Source organism: Rummeliibacillus pycnus (genome assembly GCF_044359855.1).
GTDB classification, from domain to species: domain Bacteria; phylum Bacillota; class Bacilli; order Bacillales_A; family Planococcaceae; genus Rummeliibacillus; species Rummeliibacillus pycnus_A.
Map to the genome: position 1 here is coordinate 3,856,948 of NZ_CP132291.1, position 21,414 is coordinate 3,878,361.

The 21,414-nt window shown below is 33.7% G+C and carries 21 protein-coding genes; 14 read left to right on the forward strand and 7 right to left on the reverse strand.

Annotation, left to right across the window (positions count from 1 at the left end; genetic code table 11):
- Nucleotides 1-59 precede the first annotated feature (59 nt).
- The 8 genes from Q8X41_RS18790 (at nucleotide 60) to Q8X41_RS18825 (ending at nucleotide 7,227) form a co-directional block, all read left to right on the forward strand.
- Nucleotides 60-509 (forward strand): hypothetical protein, encoded by a 450-nt coding sequence (locus tag Q8X41_RS18790; protein ID WP_397537752.1) that lies wholly within the window; start codon nucleotides 60-62, stop codon nucleotides 507-509.
- 132 nt (nucleotides 510-641) lie between these two features.
- The gene (locus tag Q8X41_RS18795) at nucleotides 642-935 is read left to right on the forward strand and encodes a hypothetical protein (RefSeq protein WP_397537753.1); all 294 of its coding nucleotides are present in this window, start codon (nucleotides 642-644) and stop codon (nucleotides 933-935) included.
- 99 nt (nucleotides 936-1,034) lie between these two features.
- Nucleotides 1,035-1,682, forward strand: a complete 648-nt coding sequence (locus Q8X41_RS18800; RefSeq protein ID WP_397537754.1) for a Yip1 family protein — start codon at nucleotides 1,035-1,037, stop codon at nucleotides 1,680-1,682.
- Nucleotides 1,683-2,038: 356 nt separating this feature from the next.
- A complete protein-coding gene (locus Q8X41_RS18805; RefSeq protein ID WP_397537755.1) occupies nucleotides 2,039-2,917 on the forward strand; it encodes a GNAT family N-acetyltransferase in 879 nt (292 codons plus the stop codon).
- A gap of 80 nt (nucleotides 2,918-2,997) precedes the next feature.
- A complete protein-coding gene (locus tag Q8X41_RS18810; RefSeq protein WP_397537756.1) occupies nucleotides 2,998-3,828 on the forward strand; it encodes an alpha/beta fold hydrolase in 831 nt (276 codons plus the stop codon).
- A 34-nt stretch (nucleotides 3,829-3,862) separates the two neighbouring features.
- On the forward strand, nucleotides 3,863-4,396 hold the full coding sequence (locus Q8X41_RS18815) for a GrpB family protein (RefSeq protein ID WP_397537757.1): 534 nt from the start codon (nucleotides 3,863-3,865) through the stop codon (nucleotides 4,394-4,396).
- Nucleotides 4,397-4,399: 3 nt separating this feature from the next.
- Nucleotides 4,400-5,167 (forward strand): class I SAM-dependent DNA methyltransferase, encoded by a 768-nt coding sequence (locus Q8X41_RS18820; protein WP_397537758.1) that lies wholly within the window; start codon nucleotides 4,400-4,402, stop codon nucleotides 5,165-5,167.
- 770 nt (nucleotides 5,168-5,937) lie between these two features.
- Nucleotides 5,938-7,227: a Na+/H+ antiporter NhaC family protein gene (locus Q8X41_RS18825; RefSeq protein ID WP_397537759.1), complete on the forward strand. Its 1,290-nt coding sequence runs from the start codon at nucleotides 5,938-5,940 to the stop codon at nucleotides 7,225-7,227.
- 70 nt (nucleotides 7,228-7,297) lie between these two features.
- Here the strand turns inward: Q8X41_RS18825 and Q8X41_RS18830 are convergent, their stop codons facing one another.
- The 3 genes from Q8X41_RS18830 to hmpA form a co-directional block, all read right to left on the reverse strand.
- On the reverse strand, nucleotides 7,298-7,537 hold the full coding sequence (locus Q8X41_RS18830) for a hypothetical protein (RefSeq protein WP_397537760.1): 240 nt from the start codon (nucleotides 7,535-7,537) through the stop codon (nucleotides 7,298-7,300).
- 160 nt (nucleotides 7,538-7,697) lie between these two features.
- Nucleotides 7,698-8,666, reverse strand: coding sequence for a 2-hydroxyacid dehydrogenase (locus tag Q8X41_RS18835; RefSeq protein WP_397537761.1), 969 nt, complete (start codon nucleotides 8,664-8,666; stop codon nucleotides 7,698-7,700).
- 504 nt (nucleotides 8,667-9,170) lie between these two features.
- Nucleotides 9,171-10,349, reverse strand: coding sequence for an NO-inducible flavohemoprotein (hmpA, locus tag Q8X41_RS18840; protein WP_397537762.1), 1,179 nt, complete (start codon nucleotides 10,347-10,349; stop codon nucleotides 9,171-9,173).
- Between the two features lie 354 nt (nucleotides 10,350-10,703).
- Here hmpA and Q8X41_RS18845 point away from each other — a divergent pair, with 354 nt between their 5' ends.
- Entirely contained in the window at nucleotides 10,704-11,378 is a 675-nt protein-coding gene (locus Q8X41_RS18845; RefSeq protein WP_397537763.1) for a TerC family protein, read from the forward strand.
- Between the two features lie 265 nt (nucleotides 11,379-11,643).
- Entirely contained in the window at nucleotides 11,644-12,786 is a 1,143-nt protein-coding gene (locus Q8X41_RS18850) for a glycosyltransferase family 4 protein (protein WP_397537764.1), read from the forward strand.
- 104 nt (nucleotides 12,787-12,890) lie between these two features.
- On the opposite strand, the gene pepF is transcribed toward Q8X41_RS18850, so the two are convergent.
- From pepF to gdhA, 3 genes are all read right to left on the reverse strand, one after another.
- Nucleotides 12,891-14,705: an oligoendopeptidase F gene (pepF, locus tag Q8X41_RS18855; RefSeq protein WP_397537765.1), complete on the reverse strand. Its 1,815-nt coding sequence runs from the start codon at nucleotides 14,703-14,705 to the stop codon at nucleotides 12,891-12,893.
- Between the two features lie 143 nt (nucleotides 14,706-14,848).
- The gene (locus Q8X41_RS18860) at nucleotides 14,849-15,535 is read right to left on the reverse strand and encodes a phosphoribosylaminoimidazolesuccinocarboxamide synthase (RefSeq protein WP_397537766.1); all 687 of its coding nucleotides are present in this window, start codon (nucleotides 15,533-15,535) and stop codon (nucleotides 14,849-14,851) included.
- Between the two features lie 158 nt (nucleotides 15,536-15,693).
- On the reverse strand, nucleotides 15,694-17,067 hold the full coding sequence (gene gdhA / locus Q8X41_RS18865) for an NADP-specific glutamate dehydrogenase (RefSeq protein ID WP_397537767.1): 1,374 nt from the start codon (nucleotides 17,065-17,067) through the stop codon (nucleotides 15,694-15,696).
- A gap of 193 nt (nucleotides 17,068-17,260) precedes the next feature.
- Between gdhA and Q8X41_RS18870 the strand changes: the two genes are divergently transcribed.
- Nucleotides 17,261-17,716, forward strand: coding sequence for a YaiI/YqxD family protein (locus tag Q8X41_RS18870; RefSeq protein WP_397537768.1), 456 nt, complete (start codon nucleotides 17,261-17,263; stop codon nucleotides 17,714-17,716).
- 62 nt (nucleotides 17,717-17,778) lie between these two features.
- On the opposite strand, the gene Q8X41_RS18875 is transcribed toward Q8X41_RS18870, so the two are convergent.
- Nucleotides 17,779-18,597: a squalene/phytoene synthase family protein gene (locus Q8X41_RS18875; RefSeq protein WP_397537769.1), complete on the reverse strand. Its 819-nt coding sequence runs from the start codon at nucleotides 18,595-18,597 to the stop codon at nucleotides 17,779-17,781.
- A gap of 163 nt (nucleotides 18,598-18,760) precedes the next feature.
- On the opposite strand from Q8X41_RS18875, the gene Q8X41_RS18880 reads away from it, so the two are divergent.
- The 3 genes from Q8X41_RS18880 (at nucleotide 18,761) to coaW (ending at nucleotide 21,372) form a co-directional block, all read left to right on the forward strand.
- Nucleotides 18,761-19,495: an SDR family NAD(P)-dependent oxidoreductase gene (locus Q8X41_RS18880; protein ID WP_397537770.1), complete on the forward strand. Its 735-nt coding sequence runs from the start codon at nucleotides 18,761-18,763 to the stop codon at nucleotides 19,493-19,495.
- Between the two features lie 24 nt (nucleotides 19,496-19,519).
- Nucleotides 19,520-19,939 carry a MarR family winged helix-turn-helix transcriptional regulator gene (locus Q8X41_RS18885; RefSeq protein WP_397537771.1) on the forward strand — a complete coding sequence of 140 codons (420 nt, stop codon included), beginning with the start codon at nucleotides 19,520-19,522 and terminating at the stop codon, nucleotides 19,937-19,939.
- A gap of 602 nt (nucleotides 19,940-20,541) precedes the next feature.
- Nucleotides 20,542-21,372 carry a type II pantothenate kinase gene (gene coaW, locus Q8X41_RS18890; protein WP_397537772.1) on the forward strand — a complete coding sequence of 277 codons (831 nt, stop codon included), beginning with the start codon at nucleotides 20,542-20,544 and terminating at the stop codon, nucleotides 21,370-21,372.
- Nucleotides 21,373-21,414 lie beyond the last annotated feature (42 nt).

Consider the following 21,414-nt stretch of genomic DNA (forward strand, 5'->3'; position numbering starts at 1 on the left):
CCAGTAGATATATGTTTACTGGGATTTTTATATAAATATTAATAAAAGGGGATGGAAAGGTGAGAAAGTGGAGGTATATGTTTGTAGCTTTTTTGTTTATCTTATTTGAAATCTCGGGATGTTCGAGCATACCAGATGAGCCACCAAATATTTCAGTGGAAATTAAAAATCAAACAATCAATGCTTCAAGAGGAGGATATAAATGGGAAACAAAAGGTTTATTTTCAAATAGAGGAGTTATTGCTGATGCTGCTGATCCAATAAGCATTGGAGAAGATTTAATAGCACAGTCTGTTGGGCCCAACTCAACAGCAACTGTCAAATTTAGCGATGCTTCTAACCCGACTATAACGGCAAACTTATGGGAAGGCCAAAATCAGACTAAAACACTTCCAGTTAAGGATTCTGAAATAGCGCTGCCATCTGATAAAGGAAAACATGTCATCGAAATTTTTGCTAAATGGAAAAATGGCAGAGCTTCGTATATCTTTGTTATTGAGGTGAAATAAATATATCTAAAGAAGTTAAAGGCTATAGCGTAACGCTATAGCCTTATTTGTTATAATAAAAGAAATAGCCATTTATCATTGCAAAGTAGATAATACTTCAAATTAATATAAGATAGAAAGTGGATGAAAGTATTGGAGAACAAATTCCGTGTTAGTCAAATTCTTGTTTCAAAAGAAACGCAAAAAGTAGAAAAAATTTATGCAGTAAATACCAAAGGAGAACCTTTTGATTTACTTGAAATTGGGGTTCTTATACATTTCGATATTTTAACAACAGAACAAATTCAAGAGCAATTAAAGAAACATCAAATTAATGCTACACTTAAAATAGATGGTTATCGTACTATTCTTACATTAGGTTCAAAGGAAGATGCGGATCTTTATATTGAACATATAGGGCCTTATTTTAATGAAGTATTATTATAGTTTTGCTAATTTCAGAATGGTTCATTAAAAATTTTCTCTATTTTACAGAGGTTTTCTGTTAAAATTAATACTATATTGGAAGGAGAGACATAATATTTAATGAACCAACCTCAAGAACAACCTCAAAATTATAAGATTCAACCTTTTTTCTCTACTTGGTTACACCCCAAAAAGACGGCTCAATATTTAATAGATCATAAAAAATGGACATATTCATTAATTTTTGTGCTATTAGGTGGAATAGCTAGTGGTATAACAGGTTTAGCAGCTTCAGATTATTATCCTACTTATTCGACATGGATTCTGCTTCTTACTTGTATTTTGGTAGGACCTTTTATAGGTATTTTTTCTGTTACAATCAGTACATTCTTTACATGGCTTGTAGGTAAAATTTTTGGAGGAAAAGGTAACTTTGAAGATATTTTTAAGGCTACAAGTTTATCTTATGTGCCAACCATTGGGATAGCGCCATTTCTGCTTTTATGGATGGCTAACTCGCCCCTAACTTATTTTGATACAGGTATAGAGTTTTCAGCCGTAACGATTATTTCAGCAATCGTATTTATGTTAGTTTCCATTGCAGCTGGAATTTGGTCCTTTGTAATCAGTGTTGCGGGTGTTGCAATTGCACATCGTTTTTCAAACTGGAAAGCATTTTTTACGCTTATCATTCCAGGAATCATATTTGGGGCATTTATTATAGGGCTTATTGTACTGCTTATAATTTCATTAGGTGGAACTTATTAAAGAAAAGAGATATCTCATTAAAATTGAGGTATCTCTTTTTATTTAATTAGAAATTTTGGGTATTTTGTGGTTCGTTAGTTAATCAAAAAATATTCGTATAGATTAGCACTCCAAATATAATAGTTAGAAATATTATGCTTGCCAACGAGGCTATTTTTGTATAATGAATAACCCCTTCAGATAGCTCACTAACAGGGTAAATCCAATTTTAACTTGCTCAGATCAAAGATGATGATTGAAATGAATTATGACTAATGAGAAGGAGTTTTAGATTTTATATGGAAATAAATAGTATGAAAGTTGAAAAGTAACAAAATAAAACAATCTAATTAAAAAGTATTAATGGAGTGAAAATAATGGAAATAAGTATTAGTAGAGCAACTGATTTTGCAATATTGGCCCAATTTTTATGCGGCTTAAATCAAAATCAAAATCACCATATCGGTTATTGCGGCGAATCGTATGAAGAAATACTTCAATCATTGGAAGAAGATTTTATAGATAAAAATGGGAGAAAGACATTTTTAATAGTTGAAGATCTTGATGGTGTAATGGCGGCTATTGGTCTTGATATTGATGAAGAATCAGCAAGCGCTGAAGTATGGGGACCCTTTGTTAAAACAGATTTAAATCCTCAACAAATTAGTATGAAATTATGGCATGAAATCCAAGGGAAATATCCCTCTATTCATACATTTTACTTCTTTATCAACGAGCAAAATAAAGGGGCTCTTTCAATTATGAAAGAAATTAATGCTGCCCAAACGGGAAAGCATCTTGTATTACAGATTGAGAGAGAAAATTTTATACCTCTTAAAAATATAAAAAGTGATCTATTCCAAATTTCAGATTTCGAGAGATTTGCAAATATACATAATAAAGCTTTCCCAAATACATATTATGATGCAAAAACTATACTAAATCGGATCAATGAACAGCAGGAGTTGCGTATATTAAAAGATGATAAAGGGAATATACAGGGATATGCATATTTTGAAGTTGCTCCTGAACATGGTGAGGCATCTATCGAATTTATCGCCGTAAGTCCACACTTCCAAAATCAAGGACTTGGAACAATTCTATTAAAAGAAGTGTTAACTCGTATTTTTATGTATGAAAGTATAGATAAAATCCAATTATGCGTATCAAACACAAATGATAGCGCAAATCATGTATATCATCAGGCGGGTTTTTATACTAAGAATCAACTATTAAGATACTTATATATACGGTAACAAGGTGGAGAGCATTATCGGGAAGATGGAACAATATGAAGCGATGTTTTATGAAAAACAATATAGTAGGGGGTCATAACATGTGGAATAAGCGATTTATAGATACGACAAGAGGAAGATTTGAACTGTTTGAAAAAGGACAAGGGGAACCCTTAGCAGTCACACATCTATATAGTGCTTATGATGAGCGTGGGAATAATTTTGCAAACCCATTCACGGAAAAGTATCATGTTTACTTAATTAATCTTTGTGGAGCAGGGAATTCGGTAAAAGTTACGGACGACAGCAGATTTAGTATGGACGAATCAGTGCTTGACTTAGAAGCAATTCGTGGAGCTTTAAATATCGACAAATGGGGATTTGCTGGTCATTCGACTGGTGGAATGCTTGCTTTGAAGTATGCAATAAATAAACCACAATCACTGACGAAAATTATTGCTGGTGGAGCAGCTGCAAGTTTTGAATACGGCGTAGATCCAGATAGTATCTATTGTCCTCAAAATCCTCACTTCAATCGAATAGTTGAAATTATGGATCAGTTGAATGATCCTTTAACCCCGCTAGAAATACGAAAAAAGATTAGCTATGAATGGTCCTTGATGTCTTTTCATTCTGAAGAAAAATTAAAAGAATCTCTTAGAAAGCCAAACAGCGGCAAGACAGTTGGAAATCGCTTAACCTTTTTTAGAAAAGTTGAATATCCTACATATGATATTAGAGAGGATTTACAAAGTGTTACAGTACCAAGCTTTATCTATTCTGGTAAGTTTGACTCCCAATGTCCCATGAAACATGGAGCTGAAATTGCAAATTTAATTCCTAATGCAACTTTCACTATTTTCGAAGAAAGTAATCATAATCCATTTTCAGAGGAAGAAGATAAATTCCAAAAGTTCGTTTTGACAACTTAACAAAGTTCAATCGAAAAATATGGAGGAGAATAATATGAAACTAGGGCTAGGTAAAAATGAAGTTAAAATCGTGCCTTACGAAATTGAATGGAAAGATGAGTTTTCCAGGGTGAAAAAAGATATTCTCCTTCATACAAATGTGAACGAAAATCAAATTGAACACATCGGAAGCACTGCCATAGTCGAAATGCCTGCAAAGCCAATTATTGATATTTTAATGGGTGTTAATGATTTGGAATTATTAGATGGAGAACTTATAAAAGGGCTAAAAGAAAGTGGATTTTTACGGTTACGAGTAGAAAGATCGAATGAGATTGTCTTCGCAAAATTCACAGATGATACGAATGAAGTCAAAACACATTTTATCCACTTGGTTGAATATAATGGAGAGTTATGGAACAATCTAATCTTTTTCAGAGATTATTTAAACGAACACGAAGATGTTAGAAAAGAATACTTGAATATAAAGCTAGCTTATATAAATAAAAAGTCAATTGGCATTAATGAATATACTGATTTTAAAGAGAACTTTGTAAGGAATATTTTTGCTAAAAGAATTGGAGAATAGTTTATGGGAATCGACAATTTTGAGGAATACGAAGATGCCGTTTTATATGATCAAGAAAATGATATGTATCATGAGGACATAAAATTTTTAGAGAAGTATGCATCAACGATTGATGGGCCAATCATTGATATTGCATGCGGGACTGGAAGGGCTACAATCCCTTTAGCTAAAGCCGGACAAGAGTTAATCGGTGTGGATGTTCATGAAGGGATGTTAAGAGCAGCTGAAAAGAAATCCTCTGAACTTGAATTAAATATAAAGTGGGAAAAACAAGATTGTACTAATTTAAATTTAGATGTGAAAAGTAACTTGATCTTTACTGTTGGCAACTCATTCCAGCATTTTTTAACGAATAATGCACTAGATGGCTTGCTATCATCCGTACATAAGCATTTGCACGATGGAGGTTTATTCATTTTCGGAACTAGATTTCCAAGTTTAGATGAATTATTACAACCACCTACAGAGGAATACTGGAGAAGCTATATAGACCAGGTTTCACAACAAAAGGTTGATGTTTATACGATTAGCCGTTATGATGCTCTTACTCAGCTTCAACATTACACGACTATTCGGAAATTTGCAGGAGTGAATGGTGTTAATGTAAATGAAAAAAGAACTCATATCACTTTGCGCTACGTTTTTCCAAAAGAAATGGAAAGAATATTATCTAACAATGGGTTTGAAATTCTTGGAATATATAAAGACTGGAATGAAACGCCAATCGATGAAAATAGTTATGAAATGATTTATGTATGTAGAAAACTATAATGTATATTCTAAATATATTGATAATTAAATTTCACCTAAGTTATAATTTTTCGAAATACTAAGAAGAGAAGAGTAGATATGGATGTTCTTTTTAGAGAGCTTGGGTAGATGAAAGAGAGCAAGAACGAAATATTGAACCAAGTCTCGGAGTATCAAATGGGATTTCTTATTAGAATGATTGTGTGACGGGAACTACAGTTATAAGGGTAACAGTATAAGCGTTAGGTAAAACGTCGTAGCTCCGCACAGTAATGTAGCAGTAAACTAGGTTGGCAACACGTATCGTAGAATCCACTATCCCGTACCTAAGACTAATGTCTTGGGGGTGGGGTTTTTTTGTAAATAAAAATACGAGTGGATGATATGGATCGTAATCGTATTTCATTATTAGAAAGTATCTGGGTATCAAATATTAGCGAATGGTCTTGGAAGGTTTACAAGTATTTTTACAATTTATGCGTCCGCTGTAGGTATCTTTGCTATTAGTATTGTTGGGATATTTACAGAAGTGTTGGGGTTAAGATACATTGCATTAACCGTTAGTATTATTTTCTTTGTATTAGGATTGATTAATTTTATCAAAATAACGAGAAACTCAATTGAAGAAAAACTATTAGTACGAGAAAATATATAAAAAAGGGACTACCTAATAAGGCTTTATAGTGAATATTCGAAAGATATAAAAAATTTACAAATTCACATCTTTTCAGTATGATTAAATTTGTCTGATTTAAATTTAGCCCAATCTCGGTAGGGGGTATTTTTTATACATGGAAAAGATTGAAAAAGGCAATAAATGGGCACTTTTGCCATTTGTTGTATTTGTACTTTTATTTATAGGAACAGGCATTTTAGCTAATGATTTTACGGCGATGCCTTTAAATGTAGCAGTAGGAGTAAGTTGTATTCTCGCTTTTCTTATGAATCGTCAAGAAAAGATGATAAAGAAAATTGAAATTTTCACGAAGGGAGCAGGCGATGCAAATGTAATGCTTATGGTGGTTATATTTGTACTTGCAGGTGCTTTCTCAAATGTAGCAAAGGAAATGGGAGCAGTTGAATCGACTGTTAATTTGGGGTTAACGTACTTACCTCAAAATTTCCTATTAGTAGGTTTATTTTTCATTGGGTGTTTTATCTCCCTTTCTATGGGGACTTCCATGGGGACTGTTGTTGCTCTAGCACCAATTGGAGTGGGAATTGCTGATGCGACTGGTATTTCAATGGCACTTGCAATGGCTACTGTAGTGGGTGGTGCAATGTTTGGTGATAATTTATCGGTTATTTCTGATACGACAATTGCAGCAGTACGAACACAAGGTACGGATATGAAAGATAAATTTAAAGTGAATTTTCGTATTGTATTACCTGCTGCCATTGTAACGGCAATTATTCTAGGATTCATGACGATAGGTAAGGGACATGCTTTAAAAGGAAACTATGATTATTCAATTGTTTCGGTAATTCCATATGTACTTGTACTGATTGCTGCATTAATCGGTATCGATGTATTAAAAGTATTAATCGGAGGTATTTTAGTCTCTGGATTAATAGGATTTATCAACGGGAAATTTACGGTTATTTCATTCATCAAAGCTGTAAGTAACGGTATGATGGGAATGGAAGATATAGCGATTATTGCAATATTAATCAGTGGGCTTGTTGCATTGATTCAACATAATGGTGGTATTCAGTACTTACTTTACTCCATTTCAAAACGTATTCGCTCGAAAAAAGGAGCAGAGTTTGGTATTGCTTCTCTTGTGAGTGTGACGGATATATCAACAGCAAATAATACAATCGCCATACTAATGACAGGACCTCTTGCCAAAAAAATTGCAGACGAATATGAAGTGGATCACCGGAAATCTGCCAGCTTACTGGATATTTTCGCTAGTGTATGGCAAGGATTCGTGCCGTATTCACCCCAACTTCTAGCTGCAGCAAGTGTTGCGGGGATTTCAACAATCGAGATGATGCAATATTCGTTTTACCCAATTTTGATGGGGATTTGCGCAATTGTAGCCATAATCATTGGCTATCCAAAATTGAAAAAATAAATAGTATAAAAAGGTCGAACAAACCACTGATATAGTAGTTAATGTTCGACCTTTTTGCTTATTTTACCTATTATGCCCCAAAAATATTATCTTCTTGTAAGACTTCTCTAGATATCGCAATCGCGCCTTTTTTTCTTAAATGTAAAATGGCGTCCTCATTGGCATTAAGTATTTTTTCAATATAATACTCCTGTTTTTCCTGAGGAATATGCATACCATTAAATTCATCGCGAAATGCAAATTCATATACAGCTAATTCATCATTAGTAAGAAAACTAGAGTTTTTACCTGAACTTTTATTTACATCCATTTATTGTTACGTCCTTTACATGCAAATTCTTATGAACAACTTATTCTCATCTTAGTATACATCACATTTAGATATTGTTCGAAATAATTCAATTTGTGAGGGTAACTTTGGCAGAACAGGATAAGCATAATCATAGAGAATGCTGTAGCTTCTATTCATATTATTTAACAAGGAACTGTAATTCAGGTACAACATTTTGATTTTTACCATTAATAAAAACCGCAATCAGATTTTCTGCTGCAAGTTGTGACATGTTGTTTCTTGTTTCATGGCTCGCCGAACCAATATGAGGAGTAGCAGTAAAGTTATCCAATTGGAGTAGAGGATTGCCAGAATCAACGGGTTCTTGTACAAAAACATCAGAAGCTGCTGCGTAGATTTCTTTATTTTTTAAGGCATTGTATAATGCTTTTTCGTCTACTGTCGCACCTCTCGACATATTAATGAATATAGCGGTATTTTTCATCAGTTTAAATTTTGAGGCATCCATCATGTTTTTTGTTTCTTCTGTAAGAGGCGTAAGCATAACGATAAAATCTGATTCTTGAAGTAGCTGTTCTAACGGTTTCCAGATGATATTTTCTTCTTCTAGTTCAGGTTTTTTATGACGATTGTTATAGCAAACATCCATTAAGAACCCCATTTTTGCACATTTTGCTAGGTCTTCACCAATTCGCCCCATACCGATAATTCCCAATTGTTTATGATGAACATTTAATCCGTAGTAGTTTATATCAGCTTTTACTGTCCAAAGTCCTTTTTTAACCTTAGAGTCGAGTTCTGAAATTCTTCTAGCAGCACTTAACATGAGACCAAATGTCAAATCTACAACACTATCATTTAAAATGTATGGTGTATGTGTCCCGATAATGCCAGCTTTTTTCATCGCATCTGTATCAAAATTATCGTAGCCAACACTAATATTACTTACAATTTTTAAATTAGGCGCATTTTTTATGAGCTCTTCGTCAATAGTTGCACCCATTGTTAATAGCGCTTGTGCATCTTGTATTAAGTTTTGTAACTGTTCTTGAGAACAAGATGGTTGGTAATCGATTTCAAAGTGCTCAGCTAATTGGTCCATTGTATGATTTTCAATTTCTCTCATAACTAAGAGTTTTGGTTTCATGCTAAATTCTCCTTCTTTGTAAAATTGTAAATGCAATATTAATTATATATGAAAAGTTAGTATAAAATCCAAAAAGTCAAATTATTTGGAGGGTGTTTGCATGTGTATTGTAGAATATATCGGGTATAGCAATGTATAAAGTAAATCCTTTTGCGAAAGGTGAAATGATATGGAGAATAAAGAACAGAAAATTTGGTTTGATATTCTAATGTACACTATTTTGATGATTTGCATTACGTATCTTATTTTTCTCAATCAAATGCAAAAGTCCTTTATATATATTGTTGTTGTCGGTTATATTCTGGCGACATCGATTAAAATAGTAGCGTTAACTCATCTTAAACAGAATAGTGTTAAAAAGGAATAATGATAAAATTTAATTTACTACCACATACAAAAAGGAGCGCCGATTCATTGACGCTCTTTTATTCATGCATTCTTACTTGAGAGAAAAGAAGCGATTCCTGCGGGAAAGTGCTATTATTAATCCTTACTTTTAAAAAATTATGTTTCAATATCAAGTGCCATTGAAGGTCCGAAGAATTCATAGTAAATTCGGTTTTTAGAAACGCCAATTACAAGCAAGTGCTTGATCATTGCTAGCATAAATGGTACTGATCCGCATAAATAAACATCACTTGATGAATCTACATACTGTTCTAAAAATTCCTTCGAAATATATCCAGATGTTTCGGTGATCAATTCGAAATAATTTAAATTAGAGTATTGTTGTGCTATATCATGTAAAGGTTTACTAAATACAACTAAATCTGTAGTATTGGCACTTTGAACAAAATTGATGGGAGCATTATTTTCTTTCACAGCTATTTGTAGCATACTCATCAGTGGAGTAATACCAATACCACCAGCTAAAAATGTAACAGGAGTATCTGGTTTTGATTGATAGAAGAATACACCCGCAGGAGCACTAATAGGAAGTATATCTCCAATATTGAGATGATCGTGTAAATAGTTCGATACGATTCCGACTGGTTCATTTACAACTTCACGTTTAACAGAAATTCGATAGTTTTCGCCGTCAAATGCTTTTGATAAACTGTATTGACGATTATGCGTATATTTTTCACCTGGAATTGTTACATGTACAGTAATATATTGACCTGGTTTATAATCTGGAAGAGGTGCACCATCTGCCGGTTTAAAGTAGAATGAAGTGACTAATTTATTTTCTGTGACCTTATCAACTAATTTGAAGTCTTTAAAGAATCGCCACCCACCTTGTTTGTTTTCTGATTCTTTATATAAAGTTTCCTCTGTTGAAATAAATGCATCAGCAAGAACACCGTATGCTTCAGTCCAAGCGTTCATAATTTCAGGAGTGGCTGCGTCTCCTAGAACTTCTTTAATGGCCTTTAATAAGTTTTCACCAACGATTGGATAATGTTCAGGTTTAATGCCAAGACTTCGGTGTTTCTCAGCAACTTGTTTTACAACTGGCATGATTTCAGATAATTTTTCAATATGAACTGCAGCTGCGTATACCGTATTTGCTAATGCTAATTGTTGGCGTCCTTTTCGTTGGTTTGTTTGATTAAAAATATTTAACAGTTCCGGATGCGATTCAAATAATCTTTTATAAAAAACAGTTGTAATGTCTTTACCATGTATTTCTAAAACAGGTGCAGTAGATTTAATAATATCCATTGTTTCTTGTGATAGCATGACTAGTTTCCTTTCTTTTACCAGAGTGAAAAGGTTAGGTCTATTTAAAGAAAGAACTATAATGCAGTATTAACAAAAAGAATAAAAAAATACATCTAAATACTTCTGAAGAAGAAGGGGAAAACTAGGATCTATGGAACGATTCTTTTCAGATGAAAAGTTAATACTAGCATAAATCGCTTGCATAAATCGTAAACTGATTTAGAAATGTAGTGAATGTTTGTAAAAATGTATAGAATAATTGATGACAGCTATAAAAGAAAATTATCCTAAAAAAATATAGTTTTCGCTTTTCATTTCATGGGAAAAGAGTAGAATTATACAAGATAGCATTTTTAGAAAGTAGGAGAATAAATGGATGCAGCATTCCTGACAAAAATAGCCTCAATTATTTTGTTAGATATTGTTCTAAGCGGTGATAATGCAGTCGTTATAGCACTTGCATGCCGTAATTTAGCAAAAAATCAAAGAAAAAAAGCAATTATCATTGGTACAGCCGGTGCCATTGGTTTAAGAATAGTATTAACATTTGCCGCTGTTTGGTTATTACAAATACCATTTGTAAAAGTGGTAGGCGGTCTATTATTATTCTATATAGCGTTTGATTTATTAAAATCAGGCGAAGAAGATCCGGATGTTAAAAGTGGTAATAATTTATTGGCAGCAGTTCGTACCATTATCGTAGCAGACTTTGTAATGAGTTTAGATAATGTCCTTGCGATTGCAGGTGTAGCAAACGGACATAATGGTCTTGTCGCATTAGGTTTGCTTGTAAGTATTCCTTTAATTGTTTTTGGTAGTCAGATTATTATCAAATTAATGGAGAAATTCCCGATTCTTATTTGGATTGGTGCATTATTAATTGCTTACACTGCAGGAACAATGGTAATAGATGATAAATACGGACATCGCATAGTTGAATCTACGTTCCCAATGATGGAACAAATTGTCCCAATCTTAAGTGTGATTTTATTAATCATTGTAGGTTTATGGACAAAAAAACGCCAAGTAAGAAATATAACGAAATAAATTTCTTTAATAGATGTCTTAGTAGCATTAAGTAAAAGGATTGAAGCTAAAATACAGTTTCAGTCCTTTTTTGCATAAAAATAGTGACTTAATAATTTATATGAGGGAGGATAAGTATACATAGTAAGGATTTTAATCGTATTTCTTAATTGTAATGCACTAATGTTTGGCATTTTATATAGTTTTGTTTTCAAATTAATTGATTAGCAGTATTTGAAAACATGCTAGAGTTTAGTTTGTAATACAAAAAGAAAGGATAATCACTATGAAAATAGTACAACTAATTTCGAGGCTTGATGAAATAGGAGGAGAACAATCCCATTTAATCGAATTAGTGAAACAACTTCATAAAAATGGACATCAGATATTAATACTTACATCAAATGAACCTTTTATTCAGCAAATCATAGAGATACAAGATTTGGGTGTTGAAATAGAACCATTGTACTTTATGAAAAGGAAGTTTCATTTATGGAAGGATTTCAGAGCAATTATTGAAATACGCAAGAGACTAAAATCTTTTCAACCTGATTTAGTTGCTATGCATTCTTCAAAAGCAGGAGTGATTGGTAGAATTGCAGCAAAATCACTGGGTATTCCAACAGTATTTACAGTACACGGCTGGTCTTTTAGTGAAGGTGTATCGAAAATGAAACGCCTTATCTTAGAAAAGGTTGAAAAGTATTTAGCAAAACACACTTCAAAAATTATTACCGTATCGACTTATGACTATCAACTAGCCCTTCAAAGAAAGCTTGTTTTGCAGGAGAAGATGGAAACGATTCACAACGGTATTCCCACGCAAAAAACTACAGAAAAAATATCAAATAACACACCACTTATTATAATGATTGCTCGATTTGCAACACCAAAGCGTCAAGATTTATTAATTCAAGCACTTTCCAATATGCAAGAGATACCTTGGAAATTGATTTTAATTGGGGATGGTCCGAATAGAGAGCAGAATGAAAAACGAAAGAATGACCAAAATCTACAAGATCGAATTTCTTTTCTAGGTGTAAGAAATGATGTAGAAAGATTCCTAGAACAAGCAGATATTAATGTTTTGTTATCTGATTATGAGGGATTACCACTGGTTATTATTGAATCTATGAGAGCGTGCATCCCCACAATAGCTTCCAATGTGGGAGGAGTTAGCGAATTAATAATAGATCAGCACTCAGGACTCTTAGTTGACAATAGTATTTCAGGAATTCAGAAAGCGATAACATTATTAATTGAAAATATAAGCTTACGCAAGCAACTCGGAGATAATAGTAGAGCTACATTTGAAAAACATTTCACCATTGATACTATGTATGCTAAAACAATTCAAGTTTATCAGGAAGTTATAAAAAATGCTGGAAATGAAAATGATGTATCGCAAATTAATCGTTATAAATATTGAACAAGTTGCTAAATCTAAAACAGCGAATCGTCACAGAAAAGGAACTGTAGCGATACGCTGTTTATTTACTCAATACTTATTTCGATAATTAAATAAGTAATGTATTATTTAACTTGATGAATTTCTTCAGTCAATGTTTCTAATTGATCAATTAACGAGCCGATAAAGGCAATAGTATCTTGCAGTGGTTTGTCTGTTGTAATATCTACACCAGCCATTTGAGCTAATTCAACAGGTGTTTTAGTACCACCGGCTTGAAGAACTTTTATCCAGTCATCTACTGCAGGTTGACCTTCATGTAAAATACGTTGTGAAACTTGTGTAGAAATCGTAAGCCCAGCACTATAAGTGTAAGGGTATAAGCCCATGTAATAGTGTGGTTGACGCATCCAAGTTAGCTCTGCACCTTCATTAATTTCTACGTCTTCTCCCCAGAACTCTTCTAAAACAGAGCGTTTTAAATTGTTTAAAATTGTTGCATTCACACTTTCTCCAGCATCTACTAATTCATACACTTTACGTTGATAAGCTGCTTCTAATAAGTGTGTAACAAAATTATGGTAGTAAGTACGTGCAATAATTGTAGCAATCACCCAACGTTTAAAGCGAGGGTCATCTGAATTATTTAACAAATAGTTAGCCACCAGCATTTCATTCATAGTTGATGGTGATTCTACAAAATAAGTAGATGATTCACTATTAAATAGTGATTGGTTTTTTTGCGCATTTCTGAAGTGACCAGCGTGACCAAGCTCATGAGCTAATACAAAGACTTCATTCATGCGTTGTGTCCAAGAAATTAAAATATAGGAATGCGAACCATATGGACTAGCACAGAATGCACCTGTAGATTTACCTTCATTATTTGCAAAGTCAATCCAGCGATCATCAAATGCACGATCAATCATTTCGAGATAATCTTCACCCATAACAGCAAGCGCCTTTTTCATATAATCTCTTGATTCTTCGATTGTAATGGATGGTTCATAGTTTGGATCTAGTGAAATTTTCAAATCGGCAAATGTCATTTTTTCTAAGCCATGTTCTTTTTGTAAAAGTTTTGCATAGCGACGCATATGAGGAGCTAATTCTTTCATAATGACATCTATTTGACGATTGTATAAATCACGATCAACTTCTTGGTCAAATAACAAATAATCAGTTACAGAATCATAACCACGTAAATCAGCTATAGTCTTTTCTGTTTGAACATGAGTGTTATAAGTTTTAGCTGTTGTATGTTGATAGTTAGCAAGCTTTTCAGAAAAAGCTTTAAAAGCTTGACGACGAACATCGGTATCTGATTCTAATTCCCAATCGCCTTCAAAAAGGTTGTAGCTTAATGGGTAACTTTGATCACCAACAGTGAAGTTTTCAAATTTCATATCAACTAATTTCGCAGTATTGTACAAACCATAAGCGGCATCAAAAGTAGAACCAAGTGCAGCTAAAGTTTTTTCAACTTCAGGATGTAGTTGATACGCTTTTTTATCGATTAAGCGATTTATATAGTGAGAATAGCTCGGTGCTAATTTAATCGCTTCTTCTAATAATTCAGTAGGTAATTCTAAAATTTCGCTATGTACAAAAGATACTAAGCTAGCGATTTGGGAAGAAATTGTTCCAAATTTACTTGTACGAATTTGTGAAGCATCATTTGTTTGATCGACTTCAAGGTCTAATTCAACAAATGAACCAAATGGAATACTTGCTTCAACTAAAGCTTCATAATCAGAAATAACATCTACAATTTGCTTTGCATCTGTAATATGACCTTGATATTTGGTGTTGAAATTTTTCGCATCTTCAAGGATTTTTTTGACACCGGCATTGTATGCCTCTTCATTTGGAACTAGATCTGATAAATCCCAAGTCTCAGCAACAGGAACATCTTGACGTTTTAATATATTATCTATCAATTGAAACACTCCTTTATTACGTAATACGAATTATTTTTATTATAAATCGTATATTTCGTAAAGTAAAATATTTCAGATAAATCAGAGAAAAAAACCTAACGTTATATCCGGAAGAAGAGGGATCTATCGTTAGGTATAGTGTATTAATTCGCTAACATTATTTTTTCGAGTTCTAATGGTTCAATGTATTCTTTACCTTTATAAGCGCGCATGTTCCCACCAGATATTTCATCGATTAATAATATTTCGCCAGTTTTTGCGTCACGGCCAAATTCTAACTTAATATCGTGTAGAGTTAACCCTTTTTTGGCTAATTCAGTTTTTACAAAATTTGAAATGTCAATAGTATGCTGTTTTAATACTTCATATTCTTCTTCAGTTAAAATTTCTAGCATAGCTAATGCGTCCTTTGAAATAGGCGGATCTTGTCGTTCATCGTCTTTTATCGTTACTTCAACGAACGAGTCGAGTTCTTGGCCATCTTCAACATAAGCACCATAACGTTTTAAAAAACTACCATTTGCAAGGAATCGGCAAATAACTTCTAGCCCTTTGCCAAAAACAGTTGCAGGTTTCACAGTCATTGTAGCTTCATCGATGTTTGAAGAAATAAAATGTGTCGGAACATCGATAGCATTTAGTCTCTTATAAAAGAATGTTGTTAAGCTAAGACCAGCGCGACCCGCACCATCAATCGTCAACCCAACAGTGTTTGCACCTGGATCAAATACCCCATTTTCACCAGTAACATCATCCTTAAACTGTAATACTAAATGACTATCATCTACTTTAAATACATCCTTTGTTTTTCCTTTGTAAATCAGTTCCATTTTTCATACCCCCATTTCAATGTTATTGTAAGTTATTGTTATTGGTAATAGTGAAAAAAATCTTAAAAAAAGGAAAAATAGCACAAATAAATAAATAAAATGATAAAAAAGTAGTAAACCCATATGGATTTACTACTTTAGAAAATTGATTTATTGATTTAAATTACACCTTGTCCGATCATTGCGTCGGCTACTTTTAAGAAACCTGCAATGTTCGCACCGATTAATAGATTTCCTTCATGACCAAATTCTTTCGAAGCTTCTACACTGTTTAGATAAATTGATTTCATAATGTCATGTAGTTTTTCGTCTACTTCTTCAAAAGTCCAGAATAGACGCATACTATTTTGTGCCATTTCTAATGCTGAAACGGCTACACCACCTGCATTTGCTGCTTTGGCAGGAGCAAATAGTACTTTATTTTCAAAGTAGACATTAATTGCTTGTAGAGTAGATGGCATATTAGCACCTTCACCAACAGCTTTCACGCCATTCTTTACAAGGATTTTTGCTGACCCTTCATCGATTTCATTTTGTGTTGCACATGGAAGGGCAATGTGGCATGGGATTGTCCAAATACCATTGCACCCTTCTTTGTAAGTTGCATCTGGATGTATTTCAACATATTCTTTAATACGACCGTGACGCACTTCTTTAATTTCTTTAACTGTATCTAAGTTGATACCATTTGGATCATAAATATAGCCATTAGAATCAGAACAAGCTACAACTTTCGCGCCTAATTGTTGCGCTTTTTCAATTGCGTAAGTTGAAACGTTACCTGAACCAGATACGACAACAGTTGCACCATTGAATGTCATATCAATTTCTTTTAACATTTCTTGTACGAAGTAAACGCAGCCATAGCCAGTAGCTTCTTTACGAGCTAAAGATCCACCAAAGCGAGGTAATTTACCTGTAATCACACCTGGTTCATATGCACCACGGATGCGGTTGTATTGACCAAATAAGAAACCAATTTCACGAGCTCCCACACCGATGTCACCAGCTGGTACGTCAACATCTGGTCCAATATATTTGTGTAACTCTGTCATGAATGCTTGACAGAAGCGCATGATTTCAGCATCTGATTTACCTTTAGGATCAAAATCTGAACCACCTTTAGCACCGCCTATTGGTTGGCCAGTTAAAGAGTTTTTGAAAATTTGTTCAAAACCTAAGAATTTAATGATACTTTCGTTTACGGATGGATGGAAGCGAAGACCACCTTTGTAAGGGCCAATTGCAGAACTGTATTGTACACGATATCCACGGTTTACTTGGATTTTACCATTGTCATCTTCCCAAGAAACACGGAACTTTACAACACGCTCAGGTTCAACAATTCGTTCTAAAAGGCTTGCTTGCATATATTCAGGACGCTTAGCAAAGACAGGTGTTAAAGAATAGAGAATTTCTTTTACTGCTTGTAAAAACTCAGGTTCATGCCCATGATGTTCTTTAAGATTGTTATACACTTTATCAATATACTCAGTTGCTGTTTTTTGTGAATCTGACATAGTTGTTACCATTAAGAAAAACCCCCATATAATTTTGACTTATAAACATATATTAGACATAATCAAATGGGTTTTCAATCTCTGAAAATTATAAAAATGCAAAATTGATAGATAATTATACGTGAAAACGCTAACAATTGTGACAATTTAGCAAATTAATGTTAGGTTAACTAATAAGGTAAACTATATATAGGAGGGAAGTCAGATGTCAAAAATATGTATAGATGCCGATGGCTGTCCTGTTGTATCAGAGACCATTCAAATAGCAAAGGAATTTCAATTAGAAGTAATTATCTTTTGTGATACATCTCACCATTTTGAAATAGAAGGGGTGAAAACCGTAATCGTGTCAAAAGGTGCAGATGCAGTCGATTTTGCACTAGTCAATCAAATCCATAAAGGGGACATTACAATCACTCAAGACTATGGACTCGCCGCGATGGTGTTAGCTAGGGGTGCTTATGTGATGAATCAAAATGGTTTGCAATATACTTCGAAGAATATTGATCAGCTTTTATATTCACGGCATTTTAATCAGAAAATTCGTCAAGCTGGAGGTCGTACAAAAGGTCCTAAAAAAAGAACAAAAGAAATAAATGATAAATTTATTGATAATTTCCGAAAATTGTGTGAACATGTTATAAAAAATAGTAATGGATAAACAATGTAGTGTATAAAAAAAGCTGGTTGCATATTCGCTACCAGCTTTCATACTATAAAATTCTACTCTGCTGTAACTTCCTCTACAGTTTGTTCCACTTCTTTACGAGTCATCTTTTCATGACCTTTGAGCATGGCTTCAAGCGTTTTATGAGCTAATGCTAATGGGATTTTACAGAACATTAATACACTACGTTTTGGAATGCTTTTATTATATTCGTCTGCTTTAGCTAAATTTTCTTGCGCATATTTAAATAAATCATCGCGTGTCCAACCCTCTGGAACAAAGCTTACTCCACGTTCTTTATCTTCTTCTTGATTACGCAAAATATTGACAGCTTGTAAGCCACGACCATATCCGATTGCAAGCTCACGATCTGTTTCGATACCCGCTCCCCAACGCCAAATATCAGAAAGCATTGTGCCAACAAGACCTGCAACATAGTAAGTATATTCATCTAAATCTTCTTTTGTTTTAACAATCCAGCCTTTAGCTGCCCATTTTGCCATACCTTCTGCCATTTCACTAGTTGAAGCAGCTACTGTATCTCGAATTTCATCTGGGCAAAGGGATAACCAGTCTGCAAGACGCAAAGAAACTTCAGGTAATTGATCTGCATATGGTTCTAATAATTTTTGATAAGCTTCATTATCAAAAGGTTTTAATAATAATTTGCTTGTTGCATTTAGTAAATCTGTTTTTATTTGATTTGGCAATTCTTTATGATCTTCGATTTCATCGATTGCGCGCATGCATAAGTAAGCTGTTGCAACAGTAGTTTTTAACTCTTTATCTAAAAAGGTTATAGGAATAAAGAAAGTTCGGCTTGTCGCTTTTAAAACGGCCATTGCTTCTTTATATAATTCTTTTTGTTGTTTCAATTGGGACTTCCTCCGTTCGATGTAAAGCATTAACTATATCCTATCTCAAATTCGGCAAAATAGAAAATTAAATCTACATTTAAGTTTAAATCTTTTGCTTAAAAAATTTTCAAATGCTATTATTTAGACGTCTAAATTTTTAACGTTAAAGGAGATTTTGCAAATGGGTAGATTAGAAAATAAAATTACAATTGTAACTGGTGGAGCATCAGGTATGGGAGCTAAAATGGCAGAATTATTTGCTAAAGAAGGAGCAACAGTTATCGCTGCTGATATTAGTGAGGAAAACTTAGATAAAATCGCTGAAATTGATGGCGTTGAAGGTATGAAACTTGATGTTACTTCTGACGAAAACTGGGCAGAACTAACAAAAGCTATCGTTGAAAAATATGGACGTATTGATATCTTAATCAACAACGCAGGTATTTCATCTCAAAAATCACCTGATGATATTACTGCAGATGATTGGGCGTTGATACACAAAATCAACTCATTTGGTCCGTTCTTAGGGATCAAACATGTTAAACCATATATGAAGGAAGCTGGTAAAGGATCAATTGTTAACACATGTTCTTACACTGCATTAATCGGTTCAGGTACAAACTCTTATACAGCTTCTAAAGGATCATTAAGAGCAATTGCACGTGCTGCAGCTGCTGAACTTGGTAAATTTAATATCCGAGTAAACACTGTATTCCCAGGTGTGATTGAAACTCCTATGACAGCTAATATAGGTCAATTTAAAGAAGCTATGGATATGTTAATCCGTGCAACTCCAATGGGCCGTCTTGGTAAACCAGAAGAAGTTGCGAATGCATCATTATTCTTAGCGTCTGATGAAGCTTCCTACATCACTGGTGCAGAATTAGTAATTGATGGTGGCTATTCGGCACAATAATTTATATAAAAGAGGTGGAAGAGCATGCAAGAAAATCCAACCCTATTTGAATTACTTCATGAGATGGATAAAGTAAATGCGAAAATGATTTTGCGTTGGAAAAAACTTTTCCAAGTTAACATAGGCATATCTCATATATTAGTTCTTAGTTATTTAAAAGATAATGGTCCAAGCAGACCTTCAGATATTGCCAAATATCTAGAGTTTGCACCCGCATCTTTAACGCATTTATCGGACAAGTTAATTACCAATAATTACTGTCTTCGAAAAGCAGACTCTGAAGATCGTCGTATCTCTTATTTAGCATTAACACAGTTAGGATTAGATGTACTGGAACAAGCAACAGTACTAGGTCAAGAACTGAAAAAAGATTATTTCAAAGTCTTAACGGATGACGAAATCACACAAATGCTCTTGATATATACTAAATTAAATAATCAATAATAAAAGAGTTCCATTCCCGCCTACAGGAATGGAACTCTTTATTATATTGTTGAAGTCAGATGTAATTAAAAGCGGAGGGCAATCTTTTAGCTGCAGCTACTTGCAGGTTCGAATCGGTGTTGATAATCGTTTATTACCTGTAAAAGGATTATTCCTCTTTCTTCTGCAATTTTATTTTTCTTAAATTCGTAATCCATTTGTATTCTGCATAGCGTCTCCTCATAAATAAACATCCTTTTATTCTAATTTGTAAAAGCATTTGATTGCCTATATTTCTATGGGGATATATATCTTTGAAAGCATTTTCAAAGTATAGCCATTATGCTATAATATGAAAAAATTAAGTGGTATTATCTGATAGGAATTATAACCGTTGGCTGTTGTAAAAATTGATATGCAAAGAGACACATTGTTTCCGGTATTTGAAGTCGATTACATATGACAGGCTTTGACTAAAGCTGTTTAGATTAGACTAGAAAAAGCAAGTCAAACAGTTGTAGTAGGAATCAATCCTCTACCAAGCAAAGTAAAACAAAAATGCAAATTGAACATTCTAATATTACGGAGTAAAGTGTTAGTGGGCGATTAAAAAGGAGATTTGTATGACAAAGGCAATAGGAATAGACGCTGGGGGAACGCTGACAAAGTTGGCATATTTAAATGATCAGCATGAAATACAGCTAAAGCATTTCCCGTCAAATGATTTACCAGCTATACTAGAATGGATTCAGCAACAAGAAGATATCGAAGAAATTGGTCTAACAGGTGGCCGAACAGGACAAATTAAGGCGATGTTAGATTCGGATAAATCGATTCACTATATAGTAGAATTCGAAGCTACGTTGAAGGGGGTTCGCTACCAATTAGCGAAAGAAGACCATCAATTTGATAAAAGTATTATTACGAATGTAGGCACTGGTACTTCTATTCATTATATGGATGACATGGAGCATATGAGAGTGGGAGGAACAGGTGTAGGTGGAGGTACTTTAATCGGTCTTGCAGCTTTAACTACAGGTATTAAAGATTATAAGGAAATACTTCAGCTTGCTAAAAATGGTAACCGACAAGATATTGATTTGTTGGTGGAAGAGATTTTTCAAGGCATTGAGACGCCAGTCGAGCTAAAACCTTCCTTAACTGCTAGTAATTTCGGAAAAGTGGGTATAAAAGAATCTGCAGAATACGAATCAGCAGATATTTTAGCAACTGTACAAGGTTTAGTAGGTGAAGTAATTACGACACTAAGTATTCAATTAGCTGAACAAATGGATGTTGAGCATATTATCTATATTGGTACAACACTAGACCAAAATGACAAGTTGCGAGAAATAATCGCCGACTATACTATTTTAAAAAAGAAAACGCCTGTTTTTTTAGAAGATCATGGTTTCAGTGGAGCTATTGGAGCTTTAATGAATATTATGGAATAATCAAAAGACTTAATAGCCCGGTAAGCGGTTATTAAGTTTTTT